The organism is Paenibacillus dendritiformis, assembly GCF_015845845.1.
GTDB classification, from domain to species: Bacteria; Bacillota; Bacilli; order Paenibacillales; family Paenibacillaceae; genus Paenibacillus_B; species Paenibacillus_B dendritiformis_C.
The window spans coordinates 125,093-143,294 of sequence record NZ_LDIG01000171.1; the positions used below are offsets into that span (position 1 = coordinate 125,093).

At 58.2% G+C, this 18,202-nt stretch carries 14 protein-coding genes; 2 read left to right on the forward strand and 12 right to left on the reverse strand.

The window, feature by feature from the left end:
- Positions 1-119: 119 nt before the first annotated feature.
- The 12 genes from ABD76_RS18080 to ABD76_RS18135 form a co-directional block, all read right to left on the reverse strand.
- Complete coding sequence (locus tag ABD76_RS18080; RefSeq protein WP_197258594.1) at positions 120-1,103, reverse strand: hypothetical protein; 984 nt, start codon at positions 1,101-1,103, stop codon at positions 120-122.
- Positions 1,104-1,269: 166 nt separating this feature from the next.
- Positions 1,270-2,625, reverse strand: a complete 1,356-nt coding sequence (locus tag ABD76_RS18085; protein ID WP_197258595.1) for a sodium-dependent transporter — start codon at positions 2,623-2,625, stop codon at positions 1,270-1,272.
- Between the two features lie 609 nt (positions 2,626-3,234).
- Entirely contained in the window at positions 3,235-4,065 is an 831-nt protein-coding gene (locus ABD76_RS18090) for an energy-coupling factor transporter transmembrane component T family protein (RefSeq protein ID WP_197258596.1), read from the reverse strand.
- A complete protein-coding gene (locus ABD76_RS18095; protein ID WP_197258597.1) occupies positions 4,058-5,770 on the reverse strand; it encodes an ABC transporter ATP-binding protein in 1,713 nt (570 codons plus the stop codon). Before ABD76_RS18095 ends, ABD76_RS18090 begins: the two co-directional genes overlap by 8 nt.
- A 129-nt stretch (positions 5,771-5,899) precedes the next feature.
- Positions 5,900-6,463, reverse strand: coding sequence for an ECF-type riboflavin transporter substrate-binding protein (locus ABD76_RS18100; RefSeq protein ID WP_197258598.1), 564 nt, complete (start codon positions 6,461-6,463; stop codon positions 5,900-5,902).
- Between the two features lie 328 nt (positions 6,464-6,791).
- Positions 6,792-7,841, reverse strand: coding sequence for a type 2 isopentenyl-diphosphate Delta-isomerase (gene fni, locus ABD76_RS18105; RefSeq protein ID WP_197258599.1), 1,050 nt, complete (start codon positions 7,839-7,841; stop codon positions 6,792-6,794).
- A gap of 280 nt (positions 7,842-8,121) precedes the next feature.
- Entirely contained in the window at positions 8,122-9,030 is a 909-nt protein-coding gene (sdaAA, locus tag ABD76_RS18110; RefSeq protein WP_197258600.1) for an L-serine ammonia-lyase, iron-sulfur-dependent, subunit alpha, read from the reverse strand.
- 34 nt (positions 9,031-9,064) lie between these two features.
- Positions 9,065-9,727, reverse strand: a complete 663-nt coding sequence (gene sdaAB, locus ABD76_RS18115; RefSeq protein WP_197258601.1) for an L-serine ammonia-lyase, iron-sulfur-dependent subunit beta — start codon at positions 9,725-9,727, stop codon at positions 9,065-9,067.
- A 259-nt stretch (positions 9,728-9,986) separates the two neighbouring features.
- Positions 9,987-11,213, reverse strand: a complete 1,227-nt coding sequence (locus tag ABD76_RS18120; RefSeq protein WP_197258602.1) for an MFS transporter — start codon at positions 11,211-11,213, stop codon at positions 9,987-9,989.
- Positions 11,214-11,446: 233 nt separating this feature from the next.
- The gene (locus ABD76_RS18125; RefSeq protein ID WP_197258603.1) at positions 11,447-12,301 is read right to left on the reverse strand and encodes an ABC transporter ATP-binding protein; all 855 of its coding nucleotides are present in this window, start codon (positions 12,299-12,301) and stop codon (positions 11,447-11,449) included.
- A 289-nt stretch (positions 12,302-12,590) separates the two neighbouring features.
- Positions 12,591-14,102 carry a cardiolipin synthase gene (cls, locus tag ABD76_RS18130; RefSeq protein ID WP_197258604.1) on the reverse strand — a complete coding sequence of 504 codons (1,512 nt, stop codon included), beginning with the start codon at positions 14,100-14,102 and terminating at the stop codon, positions 12,591-12,593.
- A gap of 244 nt (positions 14,103-14,346) precedes the next feature.
- Positions 14,347-15,021, reverse strand: a complete 675-nt coding sequence (locus ABD76_RS18135) for a TorD/DmsD family molecular chaperone (RefSeq protein ID WP_197258605.1) — start codon at positions 15,019-15,021, stop codon at positions 14,347-14,349.
- A 325-nt stretch (positions 15,022-15,346) separates the two neighbouring features.
- Between ABD76_RS18135 and ABD76_RS18140 the strand changes: the two genes are divergently transcribed.
- Together ABD76_RS18140 and ABD76_RS18145 are read left to right on the forward strand one after the other, a co-directional pair.
- Positions 15,347-16,270, forward strand: coding sequence for an AraC family transcriptional regulator (locus tag ABD76_RS18140; RefSeq protein WP_197258606.1), 924 nt, complete (start codon positions 15,347-15,349; stop codon positions 16,268-16,270).
- A gap of 143 nt (positions 16,271-16,413) precedes the next feature.
- Positions 16,414-18,202, forward strand: a 1,789-nt coding sequence (locus ABD76_RS18145) for a class I mannose-6-phosphate isomerase (RefSeq protein WP_197258607.1), incomplete at its 3' end; no start/stop codon positions are given.

Below are 18,202 nucleotides of genomic sequence, written 5' to 3' on the forward strand. Positions count from 1 at the left end.
ATGGATTCGGAGGCAGCAGGCCGGAACGCAGGAATATCTTCAAATCAAGCGAGTACCTGCTGAAGACATAAAACAAGTCCGGCCAGAATCCATCCGGCCGGACTGTCTCGTTCCTCATTTTACTCCGTTACTACAATTTGATAGGCATAGCTCATCGGCGGCAAGGACATGGTCATAATTTGCGCATGGAAGCCGATAATTTTTTGGCCGGCCTTCAGCTCGCTTACTTTCAGCTCCCGGCCGTCCTTGGTCACGATCGTCGTATCCTTATTGACGGATAACACGATATCGTTGTTGGTGTTCCCGTCGGAATCCGCATCCAGGCGAATCGACGCTTGGCCGTCTTTCGCATTCACGTCCAGAATCGTGCCCGTCTTGCGAACCGTCTCTTCTTTCACCACGATGCTGGAGGCATTGCTGATCGGAGGCAGGCTCTTCGTCATCACCGCGCTGTAGCGGGCTTCAACGCGGACATTGTTTTTGAGCGCATCGGCTGTCAGCTTATTGCCCTTTTCATCCTTGATGACCGTCTTGTCGGTAATGTTCAGAATAACCGGATTTTCGCCCAGCAGCTCGACCCGATCCTTGCTTGCGTTCACGATGATGCCATCCGTTTTCTTTTCGTTCTTTTGCTCGTCATTGCCATTGCTTGGGCGTTCGATGACGATCTTTTCCGCCGTGCCTTGCGCTGGAATGCTGCGGGTCAGCTTCGGACCGTACCAAGCGGTCACCGTCCAGCCTTTTTTCAGGGCTTGATGCAAATGCCCCTTCTTTCCGTTTTGATCCACAATCACCGTATCCTTGGTCAAGGCCAGTATTATCGTATCCTGCGCGTTATCCTGCACGCCCTCGCCGGTAACCGTGACGTAAGCGCCGTCCTTATTGATGCGGATCTCTTCCATTGTGCCTTTCGTGGCGAGCCAGTCCTGCTGAATCGGCCGATCAAGATCCTTATTCTTATTGCCTTTTTCAATTGCCTGTTGGCTTACGACTTGACCTTTCACATTGTTGCTCTTCTCTTGAGCCGCTGCAGTCAACGGCATGGCCGCCATCGCAAGCATGCTTACCGTCAATATCATTTTTGTCCATGTACGCTTTTTCATTTGATATTCCTCCCTGTCGCGTCCTGTTCCTGGAAGTTCGGCGCTTCACCCGATGCGAATATTGCGGGGGAATTGCCGCGTTCTTTGTTACAGACGGGCCCAGGTTGGCAGATGTTGCACTTCGCCGTCATTTTTTTCGGAGCCATGGACAAGGGAGCGACAGCCATCACAATATGCCGATAGAAGAAAGGAAAATGAGAATGATCAAAATCGGCACCACATATCGCATCATCATTCCCCACACCCGTCCCATCAACGGACGGAGCCCGGCTTCCTTCTTGGCCCCGGTCCAGACGAAGCCGATCAGCAGCGTCACGAACAAGCCGCTTAACGGCAGCATAATATTGGAGGTGAGGAAGTCGAGCCAATCGAACAGATTGCGTCCGCCCGGCTTCCAATCCGTCAATACGCCGCCGGCGGCCAGCGTTGCGGGGAGGGCGATAACATACACCGCGCCCATGACAAGGATCGTCGCCCAACTGCGCTTTATCCGGAACCGCTGAATAATGAAGGCTACCGGAACTTCGATCAGCGACAGACAAGAGGTAAGCGCCGCGATGGCAAGCAGAATGAAGAACAGCCCCCCGAACCACTCGCCATACGGCATCGAGGCGAAAGCGGCGGGCAGCGCCGCGAAAACAAGGCCGGGCCCCGAATTCGGTTCGATTCCGAACGTGAAGGTCGTCGGAAAAATAATGAGTCCGGCAATCAGCGCATATATCAGATCCCCGGCCCCGACCGCCAGAGTTGCCGCGGGCAGCGATTGATGCGAATCCACGTACCCGCCATACGTAACCATCGCTCCTATCCCGAGTGAAAGGGAGAAGAAAGCAAGTCCCAGCGCCATCAATGCGGATTGAAACGTCAATTTTGAAAAATCGGGATACAAAAAGTAGGATATGCCTTCGGCGGCACCCTCCAGCGTCAAGGTCCACACCAGCATGACCAGCAAAATGATCAGCAGTCCGGGAATGACGATTTTGTTGAATTTCTCAAGCCCGCCGGTAATCCCGCGGGCAATGATGTAGCCGGTCAGCAGAAGTACGGCCAACTGCCAGAGCACAGGTCCCCAGCCGGCGGTGAAGGCCGCGAAATGCCCTTCATAATCCGGATCGGCATACAAGACTCCCGTCAGCGATTCAAAGGCATAATGAAGCGTCCATCCCGCAATGGTACTGTAATACGTTAAAATAAGAAAGGGCGCAAGCACCGCAATAAATCCGATCGCGCCCCAGCCTTTCTTGCCGGACAGCTTGCGGAAAGCCGTGACCGGATCGCCCCTGCCCGCCCGGCCGACAGTCAGCTCCCCCAACAGAACCGGAAGCCCTACGAGCACAAGGCAGAAGATAAAGAGAAGGAAAAAAGCCCCTCCTCCGTTTTGGCCGGTGACATAGGGGAACTTCCACATATTGCCCAGCCCTACCGAGCTGCCGATGGCCGCCAGAATAAATCCGGAAGAGCTGCTGAATTGATCTTTGTTTTTGTCGATGCGACGAGAAATTGATTTTTGTTGTCTTGACATGCGTACCGATTGCACTCCTTGCTCTGCTCTATTTGTTCTAGGTTACCCGCAAACACCGGTTCACTGCAATACTTATGCCAAAAAAACAAAGGGACTATCCTATAAGAATCTTAAATTTGAAGAGGGACAAGACGGGATTGCGGCAACGGTGGAGGCGGAGAAGACGGCAGAGAAAATGCGCCAGAAAGTATGTAAGATAGTGAAATCCTGCGTAAACGCAGGATTTACCGCGGTTTGAGTCGATATTCGGTGAATTTCCTGCAAAAACGCAGCAATTTTTACGATTATTTCTTTCAACCCATAAGCATGGCTGAAAGTCCTGCAGTTTTGCAGGAATGCCTGTAACGGGAGTGCTCGCCATAAGGAAAACTGGATTTCTGCAGCTTTTTCGGCAATTCGGCCGGTGAATAGCAAGGGGAAGCAAAAAGGGTCAGACAAGCGGAGCAAACTCAAACAAGACGAACCAACCCTTAATTCGAATCAGAGAATGGTTGAACAATCGGGCCTGTTCGGCAAAACGCGGTACGGCGTGTTCAACAGGCTGGGGCTGTCTCACGGCAGTCTAAGACCGCTTAGGGGACAGCCCCGTTCGGTTCCGGCGCCGATTCCTCAGGCGAAGGGATACCAGAATGTCCCGAATCCTTGGACGCGCGCCGTGATCGCCACGATCAGCGCCACGGCGCTAATCGTTATAATGACGTAATCCTCCCGCTGCCACACCGTGGCCGAATACCAGGTGCGGCGCGAATGCTTGCCGAAGCCCCTCAAATCCATCGCATTCGAAATCGTCTCGATCCGGTGCAGCGAGGACTGGACGAGCGGAATCGCGATCGATATAAAGTGCTTCAGCCGCTGCGAGAACGAGCCTTCTCCCTTGCCAAATCCGAGCCCGCGCGCCTGCATCGCATTCGAGATATTGCGGAATTCCGCCTGCATGTCGGGAATGTAGCGGAAGGCGATGCTGAACGCATAGGCGACCTTGTACGGCACGCCCACCCGGTTCAGGCTGCTGGCCAGCCGGGTCGGATGCGTCGTATAGATAAAGAGCACCGTAATCGGCATAAGGGACATATATTTCATCGATAAGGTCAATACGTAGATGACGGTCTCCAACGTCAGCACGTTATAGCCCAGATTGGCGATGACCGTCGTCGAACCGGTCACCTCGCTTCCATAAGCCGGCGTCACGACGAGGGTGAACAGCGAGTTGAACACGTTGAAGACAATCATAAGCCAGACGAGCAGGCGGATGCGCCGCCACGGCAGCTTCGCGCTGACGAGCATGACGATGCCCAGCAGGAAGAGCGGCACGAAGACGCGCAGATCCTGGAACAAAAAGACGGCGACCGTCCACACGGCCAACAGGAGGAGCTTGGCCGCTCCGTCCATCCGGTGGAACAGGGTGTTGCGATCGATGTAGAGCATCCCCGCCTTACTCATGCTGATTCACCTTCTTCTCATGTGCAATGAAATCGCGCACAAGCCTGTCCGGGGCAGAGGCGCCCGTCAGCCGCGCCAGCGCGCCGAGCGACGTCTCCTTCAGATTGGCGCGCGCGATGGCGGAGACATCCGTGAGCACCGACGCCGTCTCGCCGCAAGCGATGATGGCGCCGTCGCAGAGCACGGCGGCCCGCTCGGTGTATTCCAGTGCAAGATGCATGTCATGGGTAATGAACAAGAAGGACAGCCCGCTGTCCGCCAGCCGCGAGATGAAGCTCATAAATTCCGTATAATGCTTGTAATCCTGTCCGGCCGTCGGCTCGTCCAGAATCATCAGCCGCGGCTCCAGCGCCAGAATCGAGGCGATCGTGACGCGCTTCTTCTGTCCGTAGCTCAGGGCGGAGATCGGCCATTCCCGATAGCCGTGCAGGCCGCAGATGCGCAGCGTCTCCTCGACCCGGGCCGAGACCTCCTCTTCGCCAAGCCCGCGCACGCGCAGGCCGAGCGCGACTTCATCCCAGATCATCGCCTGGGTAATCATATGGTTCGGGTTCTGCATGACATAGCCGATCTGCTGGCCAAGACGGCGAATCGACCAACTGCGGGTGTCTTCACCAAGCAAGCGGATCGAGCCGGACGAAGGCTTCGCAATTCCGGTCAGCAGATGGGACAAGGTTGATTTGCCTGCGCCGTTATTGCCCAGCAGGGCCAGCCGTTCACCTTGACCAATCGTCAGGCTGACTCCGCGAATGGCCTCGCGCTCGCCGTCGTAGGAATAGCGGACATTGTCCATCTCGATCAGCGGTTCGCGTTCAGGGAACGGCTTCTCCGCATCGGCCGCGGCGACGAAGGCGGCCAGGCGGGAACGGTAGTCCGGATTCGCGCCGACCTGCGCGAGCGAGGACGGATGATCTTCCGGCTTCAGCTCGCAGCCGGCATATTTGAGCGCGGTCACATACAGCGGTTCGCGCAAGCCATGCGCGCTCATGACGGAAGAAGCCAGAATCTCGTCCGGGGTTCCCGTCCGGACAATTCGCCCCTCCGCCATGATGACGATGCGATCGATAGGCTGCTCCAGCACGTCCTCGACGCGGTGCTCGATAATGAGAATCGTCTTGCCCGTCTGCCGATGAATATCCTCGATCAAGGCCATCGCATGCTTGCCGCTGGCCGGGTCCAGATTCGCGAGCGGCTCATCGAAGAGCAGGACGTCGGCCTCCATCGACAGCACGCCCGCGAGCGATACCCGCTGCTTCTGCCCGCCGGACAGCTCATGCGGGCTGTGTCCGATATGAGGCAGCATGTCGACGATCTCCAGAGCGCGGGCCACCTTCGGCTTCATCTCCGCCACCGGCATGCAATCATTTTCGAACGCGAAGGCGACATCCTCGCCCACCGACAGTCCGATGAACTGGCCGTCCTGATCCTGCAAAATCGTGCCGACGCTGCGGCTGATCTCGAAGATGCTCATATCCGCCGGACGCCGACCCTGCAGGCTGTATTCGCCGCTAATCGTCCCGCCGTACGTAAACGGAATCAGCCCATTGATGCAATGGGCCAATGTGGACTTGCCGGAACCGCTCGGTCCGGCTATCAATATTTTCTCCCCCGGGTAAATGTCCAGAGTGATATGTTTCAGAGTCGGTTCGGACAAGCTGCGATATTGAAAGCTAAAATCCCGAAACGAGATAAGCGGTTCCTTCATGATTTCGATAACTCCTGTCACATGCTGCATGCCAATCCATGTTCCGCTGGGCGGGAGGCCTCATGGGGGACTTCCGATCCCGCCATGCGCCCCCACCTCTGCCGTGGAACTCCATTTGTTTCTTGCAGCTTATTTAAGTACCCGCAAATTCGAATTGCGGCGGTTCAAACGGATTAGACCAAGCACGGCCGAGACGCCCAGCACCAAATGAACAGCGATGTTGGCCAAGGTCGAAGCAACGAATTGGAGCCACATTTTGTCCGGCGCCTCTCCCAGCAAATACACGTCCAGGATGCTGGACAGTCCGAAGCCGACAGCCAGCGCCAGCGAACCGGTAATCGCGAGGGTCCAGATGGCGCCCTTCGTCGAACGGCCTTCGTTGACATCGAAAGATTTGCTTAAGTAAACGAGCCCCATTCCGAATCCGGAAATCGCGGATCCAAGCACCCATGTCCACCAGATCGTGCCGCCGCCCCAAGTCAAATCGGTAATGATATGACCGATGGCCCCGCTCAACAGACCGACGATCGGACCGAACATCGCCCCGAAAATGGTCAGAATCGCAATGGCCGGGCGCAGCCCCGTCTGCGGCACCAACGGAATCGTAATCGTGCTTAACAGACCGTATAAAGCCGCTCCAATCCCGATGGCAACAACCGTTTTGGTGCTAAAGTTGAACATCGATCGCTTCATGCTTCAACCCTTCTTTCCTGGTTTAATATGTATCGACATTCGCCCGTTCGGCAAATTTAGGAGAGCGATATGCGTAAAATCCGAACGTTTGATTGTGATTCCGATAATAATATAAAGGATATTCCAAGGTAAGGGTACAGTTTTTATTTCCCATAAATGAATGCGACTCACAGTTCTGGCATGGCGAGTGGAACAATCTGAGAGGTGTGCTTCATTGCTTCATAGGCGCAGGTTGGACACCGCTCCGGCCCGGCGAGCCGGAAGCATAGAGGAAGCCACAGGCTCGGGGTCTGTGGCCGCTGGATGTGTCCATTATAGCAAAGCTTGCCTAATTTGGCATCAGCCGATTCGTGGCGCGCAGCTCCCGGATGCTGCCCGCTCCGATGCCGAACATGGCGATCCGGAGCTCCAGTTCCACCTGCGCCAGCACCTCGTCCACCGCCTCCTCGGAATCGGCGGCGGCCGCCAGCAGGGAGCGCCCGAATCCGGCCAGATCCGCGCCAAGCGCCAGCGCCTTCGCCGCATCGACGCCGGTGCGCAGTCCGCCGCTCGCGACCAGAGGCTGCTCCGGCAGCTCCGCCCGGATAAGCCGGACGCTCTCCGCCGTCGGAATGCCCCAGCCTGCGAACGCTTCGGCCGCCCGGCGGCGAATCGGGTCGCCCGCGCGCAGCTTCTCGACCTGGCTCCACGACGTGCCGCCCGCCCCGGCTACGTCGATGAAGGACGCGCCGGCGTCGGCGAGCTGCCGCGCGGTATCACCGGCGATTCCCCAGCCGACCTCCTTGATGCCGACGGGAACGTCCAGCCGGCGGCATAATTCCTCGATGCGCCGCAGCAAGCCCGCGAAGTTGACGTCGCCTTCCGGCTGGAACACTTCCTGCAGCGCGTTCAGGTGGAGGATTAACCCATCCGCTTCCACCAGCTCCACGGCGCGGCGGCATTCCTCGATTCCCATCCCCATGTTCAACTGAACGGCGCCGATATTGGAATAGATCGGCACGGTCGGCGCGATATCCCGAATCCGGAATGTGCCCGACAGCTCCGGATTCTCCACTGCCGCCCGGACGGAGCCTACGCCCATCGCCCAGCCCCGCGCCTCCGCCGCCGCGGCCAGCCGGCGGTTGATCGGGGCGGCAAGACTGCTGCCCCCGGTCATCGAGCTGATAAGGAAAGGCGTGCGAACGGGCTTGCCCAGCCATTCCGTCGCCAGATCGATCTCCCGGAAATCCAGCTCGGGCAGCGCCTGGTGAAGGAAACGGTAACGCTCGAGCCCCGTCGTGATCCCGACGCCGTTCACCGCTTCCTCCAAACAAATGCGAATATGCTCCGTCTTGCGCTTCTCGGTTGCTCCTCCCGGAGCCGGCTGCCTTTCCTCCATCGTGAAAGCGAACCTCCTTTATCCTCTTCCTATATCATCGATGCAGCGGACAACAACCCGTCCGCTGCCGTTCCTCTATCCGTTGCTGCCGTATTCGGCGATTTTTCGGCATCATTAGCATAGCAAATATGGACGCTATCGTATACGTTCATCTCTTCTTTAAAAAAAGCCTTCGAACCGGAAAGGAGTTCCTTCCGGTTCGAAGGCCTTACAGACGGTGAGCGCGATTCGGCCAAGCCCTGCCCGCGAAGCCGTCCAGCTCGCGGCCCGGCATTCGCCGTCACTCCGCCCGAGGGGAATCAGCCGCGCCGGAGCCCGAATGTTCGCCGAAAATCTCCTTCTTCAGGCGTATGCCCGTCGGCGTCGCCGCCAGACCGCCAAGCGCCGTCTCCTTCATCGTCATCGGCATGCTCTCTCCGATGCGGAACATCGCTTCAATGACTTCGTCGCACGGAATGACGCTCTCCACTCCGGCGAGCGCCAAATCGGCCGCCACCATCGCGTTGGACGCCCCCAAGGCGTTGCGCTTCACGCACGGCACCTCGACCAACCCGGCGACCGGATCGCAGACCAGGCCGAGCATATTTTTCAGCGCGATCGCCATCGCGTTCGCCGCCTGCCGCGCCGTGCCCCCGGCCAGCTCGGCAATCGCCGCGGCCGCCATGCCCGCTGCCGATCCGACCTCGGCCTGGCAGCCTCCCGCCGCTCCGCTGATCGATGCATTGTTCGCCACGACGAGGCCGAACGCGCCGGCCGTGAACAGAAATTCCACCATCTGCTCCCGTGTCGGATTCAGCTTCTCCTTGAGCGCGAACAGCGTCCCCGGCACCACCCCCGCGGCGCCGGCCGTCGGCGTCGCACAGATAAGCCCCATGGCCGCATTCACTTCATTCGTCGCCATCGCCTTGCTGACCGCATCGAGCAGCGTACCGCCGCTTAATGCTTTGCCGGAGGCGATATATTGCTGGACCTTCACGGCGTCTCCGCCCGTCAGGCCCGAGTGGGACTTCACGCCGGACAGCCCTCGCGCGACCGCCTGCTCCATCACATCGAGGTTACGCTCCATTTGGGCGATGACCGCCTCGCGCGTCATCCGCTTTACTTCCATCTCTTGCTCTATCATCACGTGCGCTATTTTGCACGATCGTTCCTCTGCGAGCGCGACCAGCTCAGCCACATTGCGGAACATGCTTCATCACCTCTCCCTTAGATTGGACAGCGCATCAATCTTCCATGCGGAGAACGCGGTTCACGCCGGGAAGTCCGCGAATCTGCTCGAACATCGCTTCATCGATCATTTCGTCGGTCTCAATCACCATCAGCGCCATTTTGCCCTTCTCCTTGCGGCTGACCTCCATGTGGCCGATATTGACCCGGGCCTCGCTCAAAATCCGCGTCACCCCCGCAATTACGCCATAGCGGTCATGATTCAATATCAGGATGGCCGGACACTGGCCGGACAGCTTCAGCTTGAAGCCGTTCAGCTCGACAATCTCCACCTTCCCTCCGCCGATGGAGATGCCGGTCACCTCCATAGCCTCCTGCTCATCCGACAGGCGGATACGGGCCGTGTTCGGATGCTCCGGCACCGCATCCTCGGCCGTAATCTCGACCGTGATCCCGGCTTCCTCCGCCAATTGCAGCGACTGGGGGAGACGGGCGTCATTCGTATCAAAATCAAGCAGACCGGCCACAAGCGCGACATCCGTCGCATGGCCTTTATATGTCTCCGCGAAGGAGCCGTACAGGAAAATATGAACCTTCTTCGGCTGTCTCCCGAATATACTGCGGGCCAGGCGGCCAATCTTGGCTGCGCCCGCCGTATGTGAACTGGACGGCCCGACCATAATCGGACCAATGATGTCAAACACGCTGCGATATTTCATCGCGATTCCTCCTTCTACGCGTATCCATGATCGAATCCGGCTCCGCACGTCATACGATAGGATACGCAGCAGGGAGCGCATCCTGTACGGCGAAATGGTGAAATGAAAGCACTTTCAGCACCATCCTACCAATCCGGCAGCCGGAAGGCAAGCCCTCTTTCAGGCAATATGTCCTTCTAGACAGGATTTTGGCACAAAAAAGACCGCTTTGCACGAACAAAAGCAGTCCGATTCCTCTTTCCCGCCCACAGCCCGCCACTTACATCGAAGGACTCCCCGGATCCGGCACCGCTTCCAGCGGCCGCTCCGGCATGCGGGAAGAGCGGACATAAGCGTACGCGATAAACAATGCCGACAGTCCGCCGAATACGAGGACCATATAGGAAAGCCCGATCGTATCGAGCATGAAGCCCGTCGCCAGCAGCACGACCTGGAACATGACCCGGTCCAGCATCGTCCGGAACGAGAAGAAACGGCCATGATATTCCTTCGGGATCGTCTTCTGAAAATACGTCGACAGCAACGGGAAGAAGAAGCCCGCCGCGAGACCGAACAAACCGAAACCGAACAGCGCCATCCCGCGAATATCGGCAAAGAACAAGAGCGAATGTCCCAGCGCGCTCAGGAGAGCGAACAGACACAGCAGCTTGAGCAATCCGCCCCTGGCGGAGATGCGCTTCATGAAGAAGGCGGCCGCGATGAAGCTGATCCCTTCGACCGCATAGAGCCAGCCTTTGATCTGGGTGTCATGATGGATCTCGCTGATGTTGATGACCATCAGATTGAAGCCGCCGATGAACAAGCCCGGGATGAACGACAGCCCAAGCGCCATGACCGCGACCGGCATCCGCTTGAGCATCGGCACGATCTCCTTGAAGCCTCCGCCCTTCTTCTTCCCCGCAGGAGCCGCCTTGCCGGACGGCAAATCCTCCTTCACGTCCAGGAAGAAGGTCGATACGAGCAGAAGCGCATAGCCGAGCAGGGATGCCGCATAGAGCGACGCCAGGCTCATGACGGTCAGCATCATGCCGGCGAGCACGGTGCCGATAATCCGGGCGATGGTGGAGGCATTCATATGTACGCCGTTCAAGGTCAGCAGATCTTTGTCGGCGACGATGCGCGGAATCACGGATTGAAGCGCAGGGAAATAGAATGCCGCCGATATTTGCAGCGTAATGTTGAACACCACCATCCACAGCACGGAATCGGTCGCCAGCGCAATAAACATAAAGCAGACGCCTATCATCCGCCCGAGACCGGCATAGATCAGCACCAGCTTCTTGCGGGACGAATCGATGACTTTTCCGGCGTAGGGGCCGATCAGGACGCCCGCCAGCAAGCCGATGAAGAGAATTATCGATTTCATGAAATCCGAAGGCACCTGATGCTGCATAAATTCAAGATTGGCAATAATGGAAGTCCATAAGCCGAGGCCGGCCACGAACTCGCCACAGAGCACAATCCATACATTCCGATTCGTCCACATCCGAATCCTCTCCAATTCTATGTGCAGATGGACTTATCATACCATGTTCCGGCCCGCGACAGGTAACGGCTCCAAGCCGTTCGGCGCCTCATCCCGCCGCGTCGGAAGGCCGCCCGTTCCGCTTTTTCCAGGCCAAGACCAAAAAGGCCAGCGGCATTCCTTACCGATGACCTGTATCGCATCTATCCTGTCCTTCCCGTCATGCCCCCGGCCAATATCGCGCCTCGAAACGGCTATCCGGCATGCGTGGCGAGCAGATTATTCGCCTGGCATTCGTCCTTCCGTTCGCACCGGTCGCCGCATATCCGCCCTTTGCCGCGCGGAACGCACATCGGCGTCCCGAACAAAGGATCATCGCAGATGATGCAATCCATGCAGAACACGTCTCTGACCATCTGCGGCGTAAGCACATCCTCCGGGGCCCCTTGGGCATATACGCCCTTGTCGCGAACGGCGATAATATGATGGGCGTAACGGCAGGCCAGGTTCAAGTCATGCAGGACCATGACGATGGTGCGTCCTTCGGTTCGATTCAGCTCATACAGCAAATCGAGAATCTCGATCTGGTGGCTCATATCGAGATAGGTCGTCGGTTCGTCCAGCAGAATCACGTCCGTATTCTGGGCAAGCGTCATCGCGATCCAGGCGCGCTGGCGCTGTCCGCCCGACAAGGAGTCGACCGGACGATCGGCGAGGCTCTCCACCCCCGTCACCTGCATGGCATGGCGGACCAGCCGCTCATCCTCTTCCGACCACTGCTTCAGCCACGATTGGTACGGGTAACGCCCCTGCTTCACCAATTGCAGCACCGTCAAGCCTTCCGGAGCCATCGGCCCCTGCGGGAGCATCGCCAGCTTGCGGGCGACAGCCTTCGTGCCGGACTGATGGATATCTTTGCCATCAAGCAGGATGGATCCTTGCTCCGGCTTGAGCAGCCGGGCCAACGAGCGGAGCAGGGTCGACTTGCCGCACCCGTTGCTGCCGATCAAGACCGTGATCTGCCCCTCGGGAATGCTCAGTGTAAGATTGTCGATAATCGGCACGTCACCATAGGCCAGTGTCAGCGACTTCGTCTGAATCATGGACATGCTTTTCCCTCCCCGTTCTCGTAACGCATGCGTCTGCCGTTCGGCATGACAGTCAGGAATAACTATAATAATGAAAATCGTTCTCAAATCTAACTAGCTACATGATGCCACATTCGGTTCCGCTAGTCAATCGCCGGACGGCCTGCCGCCGCAGCCGGCCCGCGGCCGGGGAGCCGGTCCCGGAGCACCCCCGCGCTCTTGTTCCAGACCCGGCCCGCTCCCTGGGGATCGGCAGTGAACAGCGGCGGCGCCAGCCGGCATGGAGCCACGCCTGGCTCCCGTCTCCGTTCTACAGCAGCGGCGAGAACAAGCGGGCCGCCGACTCAAGGAAACGGGTAATGACTTTTTTGTTGGCAAATTGTTCATCGGATATTTGCACGGCCGACTCCAAATCCTGCTGGAACTCCCGGATTAGCTGTTCCACGCTCTCCGTCCGAATCAGCAGCGCATTCACCTCGAAGTTAAGGTGGAAGCTGCGCATATCCATGTTCGCGGTGCCGATCGTCGCCACTTCGCCGTCCACGATGATGAGCTTCGAATGGAGAAAGCCTTTTTCATATTCATAGATTTGCACGCCGGCCTCCAGCAGACCCAGAAAATAGGAATGGGAAGCCAGAAACGGCAGCCATTTATCAGGCTTGCCCGGGAACAGCAGCTTCACCTCGATGCCGCTCAAGGCCGCTACCCGCAGCGCGGTAAAAATGTCCTCGTCCGGAATGAAATACGGCGTCGCGATCCAGATCGAGCGTCGGGCCGAGGTCAGCATGGCGAAAAACAGATTTTTCATCGTCTTGAATTCCTGATGGGGACCGCTCGCGATCATCTGCACCGCGCCCGCGGTCGCCTCAACCGGTTCAGGCTGGAGATATTCCGCTCCATAGAGCGTCTCTCCGCTCGTATGGGCCCAGTCTTGCAGGAAAATGATCTGCAGCGTCTGCACCGCCTCCCCGCGCACGATCATATGCGTATCCCGCCAGAAGCCGTACGTCTTGCTGCGGCTCAAATATTCATCCCCGACATTGAGGCCGCCGATAAACGCGACATTGCCGTCGATGACCACGATTTTGCGGTGATTCCGATAGTTGACCCGATTGGAGAAGATCGGGAATTTCACATTGCCGAACACAGCCACCCGCACCCCGGCATTTCGGAGCTCCTGCAGGAAGGCTTTGGAGAGGTGCATGCTGCCGACCGCATCGATCATGAACCTGACCTCGACGCCGGCCCGGGCCTTGTCCATCAAAATCTGGGCAATGCGGCTTCCGATGTCGTCATCGCGGTAAATGTAATATTCCATATGAATATGATGCTTGGCCTGATTCAGCTCCGCAAGCAGCGCGCCGAACGTTTCTTCGCCGTTGTTCAGGATGCGCGTATCCGACGCAAACGTAATCGGGCTCTTGCTGATGCGGCTGGTCAGGCGGAGCAAATGGCGCTGATCCGGCGTCATGGCTGCGAGCGCCTGCTCCCGGAGCTGCTTCGGCTCATTCTCTACGAAGGTATAGGTATGTTTGTCCTGCTGCGCCTTCCGGGTATACCGGCGGCGCTTGCGGTAATTTTGGCCGAACACGAGATAAAAGATGAAGCCGACGACAGGCACCATCGCCAGCACCAATAACCAGGCGACCGTGCTGGAAGGATTCCGGTTCTCCATAAAAATGATGATCGCCAGCGTAACGACCGCGAGCGTCGTCATAATGCTCAGCGCCGTCGTGATACTATGGCCAATCGTGCCATTTACGTAATAACCGAAAGCGAGTAACAGGATAAGAAATAATCCGACTTGCAGCGCTCTTCTCATGACGAGGCCCCCATTCACGCCATAACGGCGCTTCTCTTTCCGTGTATTTTGTAACGTAAGGTACGGCATAGCCGCCATTTCTTCTTTTTCCTATTATATTCGACAAGCGCTTCCTTGAATACGGGGGTGGCGTCCCCGAAAATCATATAAAAAAAGACCCTTCCGCAGAAAGGTCTTGTGTATCCGAATCGATTCCTTGACCGATGCTCTGTTATCTGTAGCGGTACACCCTGCGCGCCGCCGCTTACGCCGCCTGCCCGGCCCGCTCCGCCTCGCTGGCCATGAATTCCACCAGCAGCCGCCCGATCGCGCGGTAGAGCGGATGATCCGCATGCCGCGCCAAGTCTTCGCCGAAGCGCGGAGCCCAGCGCGTCAAATGGTCCAGCACGAAGCGCCGCTGTCCGTCCATATAACGGCGGTAACGCTCTTCGGTCATGACATTGCCGAGCATTTTGCCAATCAGGACGGCCATGAATTCCAGCTCGATGGCGATATGATCGTCCGGCTCGCCATTCATCTTCTTGAAGTAGAGGCTGAATTCGGCGTAATTCTGCCGCACAATCTGAGCGTAGCTCTTCGGCAGCTTCTGTTCGTTGGCCCGGTACATCGTCTCGCAAGGCGTGACAGGAAGCTGTCCCGAGCTTCCGAATAAGCGGTAATATTCATCGCGCAAGGAAGAGAATACGGCGTACAATTCGCTTACCGACAAATTATCCAACAACGCGCACAGGTCGCGGGCAGCCTCGGAATGGCGGCATAACCGCTTCATTCCTTCATGATTGCGCCATGACATCAAGACATCGAGCGTTGGCATGTGACCCAGGAAGTCGGCCAGCAATTGATATGCCGCCATCCGCGTCTCCAGCCGTTCAACGGTCTCTTCATTCCACTGTGCCGGTCGATCTGCCGCTAACAACATTGTCCGTCCCCTCCATATGATGATGACTTCCCTTGCTCAACCATATTGTCCCATATCCGGATTTGGAAAGCTGTGACAAAACACAAACATTCCCGCGCTTGAAAGCGCTGTATGTGAATCTTATGTGAACAGCGGGAAACTCCATGATTTTGCGTCACCGATCGGACAAACTTCCGTTCGATCACACGGCTATTTATTTTACCAGATTCAGGTGATGGCGCATACATGTAAATAATGGAACATGCCCGCTCGGATGAAGGGCGGGTTCGCACCGTGTACAATAGGATACAGCAAGCCATGAACGAAAAATCGAGGAGTGTCGATGATGTCCCTGTTATCCGCCTTCAAAAAAGCGAACGCGCTGCTGAACGTTCACGCGACTTCCCTGCATGCCGGACCGGCCGGGTTCCGCGTGCATTACTGGGGCTTCATGCCGAAGCACTATAACAATTCGGTGCACCGCCATTCCTTTTTTGAGATGTGCTATGTGCTGGATGGAGAAGGGGAATACACCGATGACGGGCAGGATTACCTGCTTCGCGCCGGCAGCGCCATCTGCTCGCGGCCGGGCGTCTGGCATCAGATCCGCAGCACGGCGGGCATGGCGCTGCTGTTCGTCGCCTTCGACATCGAGGAGGGAGCGACGCATGACGATTATGTCCAGGCCTTCCGCCGTCTGGCCGAGGATGCCGTTCCCTGCCTCGAGGAGGCATCCTCCACGCCCGCAGCCAAGCTGTGGGAGGCGCTCCTCGCGCTGTCCGAGGGCGGGCATCTCCGTTATCCTCCGGAGCTGCTGCGGAGCACCGCTCATGCGCTCCTGTCCTCGCTGCTGCCGCTGTTCATGCCCGATGCCGCCGGCCTGCCCGCCGTCCCGGCGCTGGAGGAAGAATCCCCGCGGCCGGGCAACGAGCTGTTCCGGCGCGCCCGGCTCTATCTCGAAGACAATCTGAATGCGCCGCTGACCCTGGATATCGTCGCCCAGCATCTGCATATTTCCTCCCGCCATCTGTCGCGGCTGTTCATGCAGGAGTGCGGGCAGACCTTCGTCCACTATGTGCAGGAGCGGCGCATCCAGTTGGCCAAGGGCCTGCTGCTCTCTTCCGATACCGCCATTAAGGACATCGCCGAGCGGTGCGGCTTCGAGTCCGTCCATTACTTCACGCGCGTCTTCACCCGCAAGCTGGGAGTCTCCCCGGCGCGCTTCCGCCGTTCCGGCTTCGCAGAAGGTCGTTCCGGGCCGATGCGTTAGGGCGATGTCCGTTCTGTACAAAAACAAAGCTGCATTGTGCAAATACAGCCCTCCTGACTTTGTCTACAATGGGCTTGAACCGGGCAGACCTGTTCTGCCCGAGAGTTCACGGCTCACATTGTAGAGGGAACGGAGGGCTTTTTATGTTCGACAAGCTACCACGCAACCGGATTCACGCCGATGTTCCCGGCGAGGGGCACCGCCCGCTGGACTGGGTGCCGTCCGGGCTGGAGACGGGAATGGACCGGATCGCGGACGCGGTCCTGGCCGCATGCCATGCCGGAAGGGAGGAGATTCTGTACATTGCGCTTGATGCGACGCATGGCGCGAATGTGCAAGCTGTCGCCTCCCGGCTGGCAGACCGGCTGGAACAGGAGCGGATTCGGGTTCTTGTCTATTCCACCGAAGATTATTTGTACGGCGGCAGCGAGCTGCGCCGCCGCTTCGACCGCTATATTACCGACAACCGCGCCTTTGGTTATATGGCCAGCGATGTGTCGTTCACGGACTATTTCCGCCCGGACGCGGCCGCATGCTGGGCAGCCGAGGCGCAGCAGGATGCCGCCATGAACCCGGAGGCCAAGCAGGTGGTGCTGTTATGCGGCCCCGGCGCGCTGTGGCTCGGCGGCGATCGAATCGGGCTGTCGTTCTATTGCGACGTGTCCCGGGAATATCAGCAGCGGGAGCACCGCCAATCGCTGCGCAATCTCGGCTTCTCCTGGAACCGGGATCATACGGAGAAGTATAAAATTTGCCTGTTCCTCGAATGGCCGGCCTGGGAGACGTACCGGAAGAAGCATCTCGGCCGCTTCGATTATTATGTCGATCTGAACCGGCCCGCGAAGCCGGTCATCACGACGACGGCAGCCCTGCGGCGTATGCTGGCGGAAGCGGCGGGGCAGCCGTTCCGCGTCAAGCCGTTCTTCGCGCCGGGCGTATGGGGCGGCCAGTATTTGAAGGAGCTGTGCGAACTGCCCCCGGAATGGGTCAACTGCGCCTGGAGCTTCGAGCCGATCGCCCCCGAGAACACGCTCCTGCTGGAATACCGGGGCGAGACGATCGAGGTGCCGTTCACGCTGCTGCTCGGGTATGAGCATCAGGCCGTCATGGGCGATCGCATCGTCGGGCTGTTCGGCGACTATTTCCCGGTCCGGTTCGACTATCTGGATACGATCGGCGGCAGTCATCTGTCCTGCCAGGTTCATCCGAAGCAGGCGTATATCGAGGACGTGTTCAACGAGCGGATGACGCAGCAGGAATCATACTACATTATGGAGCGCCTGAACGATGCCAAAGTCTACCTGGGCTTGACCGACGTCACCACGCCGGAGCGCTTCCTCGACGCGGTGCGTGAGGCGCAGGACACGGGCGTGCCGCTGCCTTTCGCATCGTACGTCAAGGAATACGATTCGGCGAAGGGCGCGCTGTATCTCATCCCGCCGGGAACGGTCCACTGCTCGGGGAAAGACAATCTCGTGCTCGAGATCTCCTCGACGACCTGGTGGTTCACCTTCAAAATCTATGATTATTTGCGCCGGGATCTCGACGGGAAGCCCCGTCCGATCAACCTCGATCATGCCGCGCGGAACATCGACGGCGGCTTGACGGAAGAGGAGGTTCGGCAGCGGCTCATCCCGGCGCCGCAGCTCCTCGGGCGCCAAGGCGGGAATGAGGAGTATCTGCTCGGCGAGCATGAGGAGGTGCTGTTCAGCGTGAAGCGCATTCATCTGATCGACCGCTGGGAGGACGACACGAACGGCGAATTCGTGATGTATAACCTGGTCGAGGGCGAAGGGGTGCGCCTTGTACCGCTGGCTGCCCCTGCGAAGGCGGTGGAATTCGGCTACGCCGAGAGCTATATCGTGCCGGCCAGCGTCGGCGCGTACCGGCTGGAGAATGCCGGGAGCGCGCCGTGCAAGCTCGTGAAGGCGG